This is a genomic window from Algibacter sp. (genome assembly GCF_039977455.1).
Classification (GTDB): domain Bacteria; phylum Bacteroidota; class Bacteroidia; order Flavobacteriales; family Flavobacteriaceae; genus Algibacter_B.
Genome location: NZ_JBDWDG010000001.1, coordinates 46707 through 53912, shown reverse-complemented (window position 1 = coordinate 53912; position 7206 = coordinate 46707). Strand labels below are relative to the sequence as shown.

The window sequence follows — 7206 nt, the reverse complement described above, 5'->3', positions numbered from 1 at the left end:
GCTGTAGATTTGCTATAAAATCGCCAGATTCACCAGTGTAATTCTTCATGGATTCTGTAGCAAAACCAGCTTTTTTCCATGCTGGAAATCCACCGTTTAAAACAGCAACATTTGTAAATCCAAAAGCTTTAAACAGCCACCAAACGCGTGGGCTAGAGTAAATACCTTTATCGTCGTAAACCACAATAGCACTATCATTATTAACACCTAGCGCCCTAGCCTCCTTTTCAAACTGCTTAGTACTTGGAAATGCACTAGGAAACGGATCGTCTAGATTGCTAAATTTCTTTTTAATATCGAACAATCTCGCATTTTGAATTTGCTGGGAATCGGGATTAAAAACTTTGTTTATTGTACCATCTAGAATGATTAAATTTTCGGCACTTTTATGTTCATAAAGCCATTCCGCAGACACTACTGGCGATATTAACGCTATATTGGAATTCATTTATACTGTTTTTATTATACGAAAACAGAAGATATATTTCGCTTGATATAAATTTAAAAGAAATTTAGAACACACCAAAATATAGACTAGGATATTTTAGTGTAGAATCTTAGCTTACTTGACGGCTTCATAATTATCGTCCCATTCCTTTGGTTTTGGATCATGTAATTTATCTAATGACTTTGCTACAATCATAGATACGGTAGCATCGCCAGTTACGTTTACAACGGTTCTACACATATCTAGTGGTCTATCAACCGCAAAAATAAGAGCTAGACCAATAGGTAATAATTCCGCCGGAAACCCTATAGATTCTAACACAATAACCAACATAACCATACCTGCACTTGGTACCGCCGCACTTCCTATGGATGCTAATAATGCAGTAAGCACAATAACCAATTGATTAGTAAAGGTTAAACCTTCTGGCCAAATAACCTGCATAATAAATACTGCAGCAATACCTTGATATAAACTAGTACCATCCATATTTACGGTGGCACCTACGGGTAATACAAAACCAGAAACTTCTTTATCGACTCCTAAATGTTCTTCAACACGCTCCATGGTAACAGGAAGCGTTGCAGCACTACTACTTGTAGAAAATGCTAATAATTGCGCAGGACTTATTTCTTTTAAAAACCACATAGGTGACTTTTTGGTATACACGCTCACCAAAATTAAATAGAACCCGATCATTAAAATTAACCCTCCAACTACGCAGAATGCATAATATAAAAGTTTGATTAAAATTTCGACATCATCGAAAGCAATAATAACATTTGCTAATAAAGCAAATACAGCGTAAGGAGCGAAAAGCATAATTAAATCTACCATTTTCATCACGACCTCGTTTAAAGAATCGAAGAAATCTATTAATGGTTTTGCCTTTTTCTCCCCAATTAAAAGCAAACAAATACCAACAAAAATGGCAAAGAAAATAACTTGAAGCATAGAGGCCTCTGCAAAGGATTTAAAAATATTACTGGGAAAAATATCGACTAAAGCTTGTAAAGGTCCTGCTTCTTTTTGTGCCGAAGCTTTCATTAATTTATCAGTTACACCAGCATCATTTTCATATTTAAGCTTAATTTTTTCGATAGTTTCTTCTGGCATTCCGTTGCCTGGTTTAACCACGTTTACAATACTTAAACCAATAACAATGGCAACTATAGTGGTTGACACATAAATTCCTATGGTACGTAAACCCATAGATTTAATTTTAGATATATCTTTTAAATCTGAAATACCTTTAATTAAAGATGCTAGAATTAAAGGCACAGCAATTAGCTTAAGAAGATTTATAAATATGGTTCCAAAAGGAGCAACCCAGTCGGTTACGAATCCTTTCCCACCATCAACGGTATTCATTATAAAACCAAAAATGATTCCTAAAATCATTCCTATAATAATCTTCCAATGCAATGCTATTTTTTTCATAAAGTCTCTCGTACCCTCTCTCAAAAAAGAGGCTTTAGTTAGGTTTTAAATTTTTTAAAATGTCAATTTCTAATTCAGCACAATATAACTATTTTAAATATAAAGTAACAAATAGGATTTTTAGCAATAAAATTCTCATCACAAAATAGATTTGACGTAATATTATTTAATAAAAATCAATCGTTTACAAGTCTGTTTTGTAAAATAAACGTTTTAATGTTAAAGCTTTGACATCAAAGTAAAAACAGCCTTAACATATAATTTAGCCCCGATTAAAGCTTTTCTTCTAGACTTAAGACAGGCTCATCCATTTTAAAACCTAATAAAAACTGAAATTATGTAAAATAATATATCAAACTAAAAAACCACGCTATTTAATTTTTGTAATAACGTGGTTTAAAAAAGATATAGTCCATCGACCGCGCTCAGGATCACCTATAAGCAGGATAATAGTATCATAAAACTTATATTCCAGCAATAGCGCTTATTTCGTTTATAATTTTGTCGCCTAAAGCATCGGCTTCTTCTTGCGATTTTGCTTCGGTATAAATTCTAATAATTGGCTCTGTATTACTTTTACGCAAGTGCACCCAACTTTCGGAGAAATCGATTTTAACACCATCGATAGTTGTTAATTGCTCGTTTTTGTAACGCTCTTCCATGGTTTTAAGAATACCATCAACATCTAAACCTGGGGTTAATTCTATTTTCTTTTTACCCATAAAATAACTAGGGTAGGATTTTCTAAGGGCGCTTACTCTCATGTTTCTATCAGCTAATAAGCTTAAAAATAAGGCTACACCAACCAAGGCATCGCGACCGTAGTGTGCATCTGGATATATAATACCACCATTGCCCTCGCCACCTATAACAACTTTATTTTTTTTCATGAGTTTTACAACATTTACCTCGCCAACGGCACTAGCTTCGTAAGTACCACCGTGTTTTTCGGTAACATCGCGCAAGGCTCTTGTAGAACTCATATTACTTACAGTATTCCCTGGGGTTTTACCTAAAACATAATCTGCACAGGCTACAAGGGTGTATTCTTCACCAAACATATCACCGTTTTCATCCATAAAAGCAAGACGGTCTACATCTGGATCGACAACGATACCAAAATCGGCATTATGCTTTTTAACTTCTGAAGATAAATCTGTCAAGTGTTCTTTTAAAGGTTCGGGATTATGAGGAAATTGTCCGTTTGGTTCGCAATATAGCTTAACAACCTCTACGCCTAAACGCTCTAAAAGCAACGGAATTGCAATACCTCCAGTAGAGTTCACACCATCTACAACCACTTTAAAACGGGCTTCTTCAATGGCTTTTACATTAACAAGATCTAGATCTAGAACTTCAATAATATGTAAATCTATATAAGCTTTGTTTTTTGATATTTTTCCAAGATTATCAACATCGGCAAATTCCATAGTATCGCTTTCTGCGATGTCAAGGATCTTAGCTCCTTCAACGGCATCTAAAAACTCTCCTTTTTCGTTTAATAATTTTAAGGCATTCCATTGTTTTGGATTATGACTTGCAGTTAGAATTATACCACCATCTGCATGTTCCATGGGTACTGCAACTTCTACGGTTGGTGTTGTAGATAAACCAACATCTACAACATCAATACCTAAACCTATTAAGGTATTCATAACTAAATTTTGAATCATTTTACCAGAAATACGAGCATCTCTACCAACTACAACTTTATAGTCTTCCTTTTGGCGTTGTTGTTTTAACCATACACCATAAGCCGAGGCAAATTTTACTGCGTCAATAGGAGTAAGATTCTCGCCTACTTGACCGCCAATGGTTCCTCTAATACCTGAAATTGATTTTATAAGTGTCATTATCTAAATTTAGTTTTAAGTTTTAAAAATGGTTTTTCAAAATATGTATATGAAAAATGAGCCAATACTATGGTTAATACAAATGTTAAAATATTTATTAATATAATAGTAATGATATTACTAAAAAACACAAATTCTTTTAATTTTATAAATATGAAAACTACCGCATTAAGTGATATTACGTGGAACATATAAATCCCATATGATATTTGTCCAAAATAATTTAGAACTCTAATTTTTATTTTAAACCCAAAATTATTACAGCTTAGAGAATGTATAAAAAGAGATAACACTATCATAGATGTTAAGTTTGTAAGCCATAAATCTTCAAATTGAAAAATATTTGTGAAAAAATACAAAATTGAAGAGCAAACAATTAGAATAGGAATTGCGATAGATATTTTTAAAAATTCTAACTTTTTTTTCTTCTCTAAGACAGCAATAACACCTCCTGCTAGCAAATAAAAATAGACAAAATAATGGTTTCGCAAATACGTGTTATTTTGTAAATGAAACACTAAAAAATATAAAAGTGTAATACCAATCAAGACATGTAATATTTTAGTTTTTTTTAGAACAAAAAGCAATGGTGCAATTACTAAATAAAATTGTTCTTCAATACCAATAGACCATAGAATCTTTAAAATCCCTCCAGGGTCGTGTGAAAATGCAAAAATATTTGGAAAAAAGAATATACTAAGAAAAAGTCCTTCTATTAAACTATAATTATTTTCAAATGAAATACCAATATTGGGCAATAAAACATGATAAAACAAAAAACCAAAAACTAATATTAAATAGTACAAAGGGAAAATTCTTAAAATTCGCCTTAGATAAAAATTACGTATTGAAAAAGTCCCCTTTTCTTTTTCGAGATAAATCGATCTTATAATTAAAAATCCGCTCAAAACAAAAAAAGCATAAACCGCCTCTACCCCTTTATTAAAAATAGGTAAATCATTATAATACGGAAGTCCTTGATTCTTTGATAAATTGGGAAGATGATAAATAAGAACTAACGATGCTAAAAAAAAGCGCAAAGCATCTAAGTTTGGAAGCTTCTTCAAAAATATATGGTTTAGCTTTCAAAAATACATATATTTATTCAATGAACTACTTAGCCCATATTTATTTATCTGGTGACAACGATTTAATAACCATTGGAAACTTTATTGCCGATGGTATTAAAGGAAAACAGTATAAAACCTACCCAAAAGAGATTCAAATTGGCATTCTATTACATAGACATATTGATAGTTATACCGATGCACATAAAACGTTTAGACTAAGCACTAAAAGGCTTCACGAAAAATATGGACATTACTCCGGTGTTATTGTAGATATTCTCTACGATCATTTTTTAGCTAAAAACTGGAATACATATTCAGACATTCCTTTAGACACGTATGTAGAATCCTTTTACGATGCGTTAGAAGAAAATTTTGACATCTTACCCTTAAGAATACAAAAGATGATGCCTTATTTGCTTGCTGACAATTGGCTTTTAAGTTATGCTTCTATTGAAGGGATTTCTAAGGTTTTAGACGGGATGAATCGTCGAACTAAAAATCGTGCTAGTATGAATGAGGCTGTTGTGGAGCTTGAAGCTTTTTACACCGAATTTGAAACCGAATTCTCAGATTTCTTTGAAGAACTTATTGCCTCATCGAAACAAAAATTAGAACAAATAAAACAAGAACTCAATGATTAAACACTTATTAGGAATAGCTATTATTTTAAGCCTTTTTGTTTCATGTAAAAGAGAACATAATAATCCGGCAACAACACGAGGGTTAATTACAAAAAATGCTATGGTGGTTTCGGCGCGTGCCGAAGCTTCTAAAATAGGAAACGGTATATTAAAAAAAGGCGGAAACGCTTTTGATGCCATGTGCGCCACCCAATTGGCTTTAGCTGTAGCTTACCCATATGCTGGTAATTTAGGTGGCGGTGGTTTTATGGTTTACCGAAAAGCTAATGGTGACATAGGTTCTATTGATTTTAGAGAAAAAGCGCCTTTGGGAGCTACTAAAGACATGTATTTAGACGACAATGGCGATATAATACCAGAAAAAAGCACTTTAGGCGCCATGGCTGTGGGGGTTCCTGGAACCATTGCTGGTGTTTTTGAAGTCCACGAAAAATTAGGATCCTTGCCTTTAGCAACCATAATTACTCCCGTAATTGAATTGGCTAAACAAGGGGTTGTTGTTACTAAAAAGCAAGAAGCCAAATTTAAAAAATATCAACCTTTATTCCTTAAAGCGAATAAAGATTCTATAATCTTCGATAAGCCATGGAAAGCAAACGACACCATTAAATATCCCAACCTAGCAAACACTTTACAACGTATTTTAAAAGATGGAAGGGATGAGTTTTACAAAGGCGAGACAGCCAAGATACTTACTAAGTTTATACAGGACAATGGCGGTATAATGACCGAAGAAGATTTATCAAGCTACGAAGCAAAATGGCGCACCCCAACTACGTTTAGTTACGACAATTTAAAAATAATATCTATGGCTCCCCCTTCTAGTGGCGGTGTTTGTTTAGCACAAATAATGAAAATGCTAGAGCCCTTTAATTTAGAAACTTACGGACATAACACTCAAAAAGCCATTCAAGTAATTACTGAAGCAGAACGTCGCGCCTATGCCGACAGAAGTTATTATTTAGGCGATCCAGACTTTGTTAATGTACCCGTAGAAACTTTAATTAAAGAAGACTATTTAAACGGTAGGATGGCAGATTTTTCTTTTGAAAAAGCTACACCATCAAACCGTGTTTCACATGGTAACATTCAAGTGGTAGAAAGCGACGAAACCACGCACTACTCTATAGTCGATCAATTTGGTAATGCCATTGCTGTAACTACCACTCTAAATGGTGCCTATGGCTCTAAATTATATTGCTCGGAATTAGGCTTCTTTTTAAACAACGAAATGGACGATTTTAGTAGTAAACCTGGAACCCCAAATATGTTTGGACTAATTGGAGCAGAAGCTAACAAAATTGAACCTCAAAAACGTATGCTAAGTTCCATGACACCAACTATAGTCGAGAAAAACGGCAAATTATATATGACACTTGGTACGCCTGGGGGATCCACCATAATAACTTCCGTTTTGCAAACTATATTAAATGTACATGAGTTTGGTATGACCATGCAAGAAGCCGTTAATGCGCCTCGTTTTCATCATCAATGGTTGCCGGACGAAATTAGAATGGAACCCAATAAATTTAACAGCGATCTCATAAACAACCTAGAAAAATTAGGATATTCAGTTAATGAGGAGGACTCCCCAGTAATTGGTATAGTAGATGGTATTCTTGTTTTAGACGACAACTCGTACGAAGGTGGTGCCGATTATCGAGGAGATGATACGGCTGTCGGTTTTTAAACTTTTTCCTTTAATAAACCAACCATCTTTAATAATTTGGTTGAATAAACCTTCATTAACAAGT

General features: G+C 33.7%; 6 protein-coding genes. 2 read left to right on the top strand and 4 right to left on the bottom strand.

Annotation, left to right across the window (positions count from 1 at the left end):
* From ABJM36_RS00195 to ABJM36_RS00180, 4 genes are all read right to left on the bottom strand, one after another.
* Window positions 1-448, bottom strand: a 448-nt coding sequence (locus ABJM36_RS00195; RefSeq protein WP_348447936.1) for a rhodanese-like domain-containing protein, incomplete at its 3' end; no start/stop codon positions are given.
* A 114-nt stretch (window positions 449-562) separates the two neighbouring features.
* A complete protein-coding gene (locus ABJM36_RS00190) occupies window positions 563-1888 on the bottom strand; it encodes a dicarboxylate/amino acid:cation symporter (RefSeq protein WP_348447934.1) in 1326 nt (441 codons plus the stop codon).
* 464 nt (window positions 1889-2352) lie between these two features.
* Window positions 2353-3741 carry a phosphoglucosamine mutase gene (gene glmM / locus ABJM36_RS00185; RefSeq protein WP_348447932.1) on the bottom strand — a complete coding sequence of 463 codons (1389 nt, stop codon included), beginning with the start codon at window positions 3739-3741 and terminating at the stop codon, window positions 2353-2355.
* Window positions 3741-4781 (bottom strand): acyltransferase, encoded by a 1041-nt coding sequence (locus ABJM36_RS00180; protein WP_348447940.1) that lies wholly within the window; start codon window positions 4779-4781, stop codon window positions 3741-3743. The genes glmM and ABJM36_RS00180 overlap by 1 nt, the downstream gene beginning before the upstream one ends.
* Window positions 4782-4849: 68 nt before the next feature.
* On the opposite strand from ABJM36_RS00180, the gene ABJM36_RS00175 reads away from it, so the two are divergent.
* Together ABJM36_RS00175 and ggt are read left to right on the top strand one after the other, a co-directional pair.
* On the top strand, window positions 4850-5452 hold the full coding sequence (locus tag ABJM36_RS00175; protein ID WP_348447930.1) for an acyl carrier protein phosphodiesterase: 603 nt from the start codon (window positions 4850-4852) through the stop codon (window positions 5450-5452).
* Window positions 5445-7142: a gamma-glutamyltransferase gene (ggt, locus tag ABJM36_RS00170; RefSeq protein ID WP_348447928.1), complete on the top strand. Its 1698-nt coding sequence runs from the start codon at window positions 5445-5447 to the stop codon at window positions 7140-7142. The genes ABJM36_RS00175 and ggt overlap by 8 nt, the downstream gene beginning before the upstream one ends.
* The last annotated feature ends 64 nt before the right edge of the window (window positions 7143-7206 follow it).

Excerpts from the sequence above, each read along its gene's own strand:
- ABJM36_RS00190 (WP_348447934.1), bottom strand. The coding sequence starts at position 1,888 with ATGAAAAAAATAGCATTGCATTGGAAGATTATTATAGGAATGATTTTA.
- glmM (WP_348447932.1), bottom strand. The coding sequence starts at position 3,741 with ATGACACTTATAAAATCAATTTCAGGTATTAGAGGAACCATTGGCGGT.
- ABJM36_RS00175 (WP_348447930.1), top strand. The coding sequence starts at position 4,850 with ATGAACTACTTAGCCCATATTTATTTATCTGGTGACAACGATTTAATA.
- ggt (WP_348447928.1), top strand. The coding sequence starts at position 5,445 with ATGATTAAACACTTATTAGGAATAGCTATTATTTTAAGCCTTTTTGTT.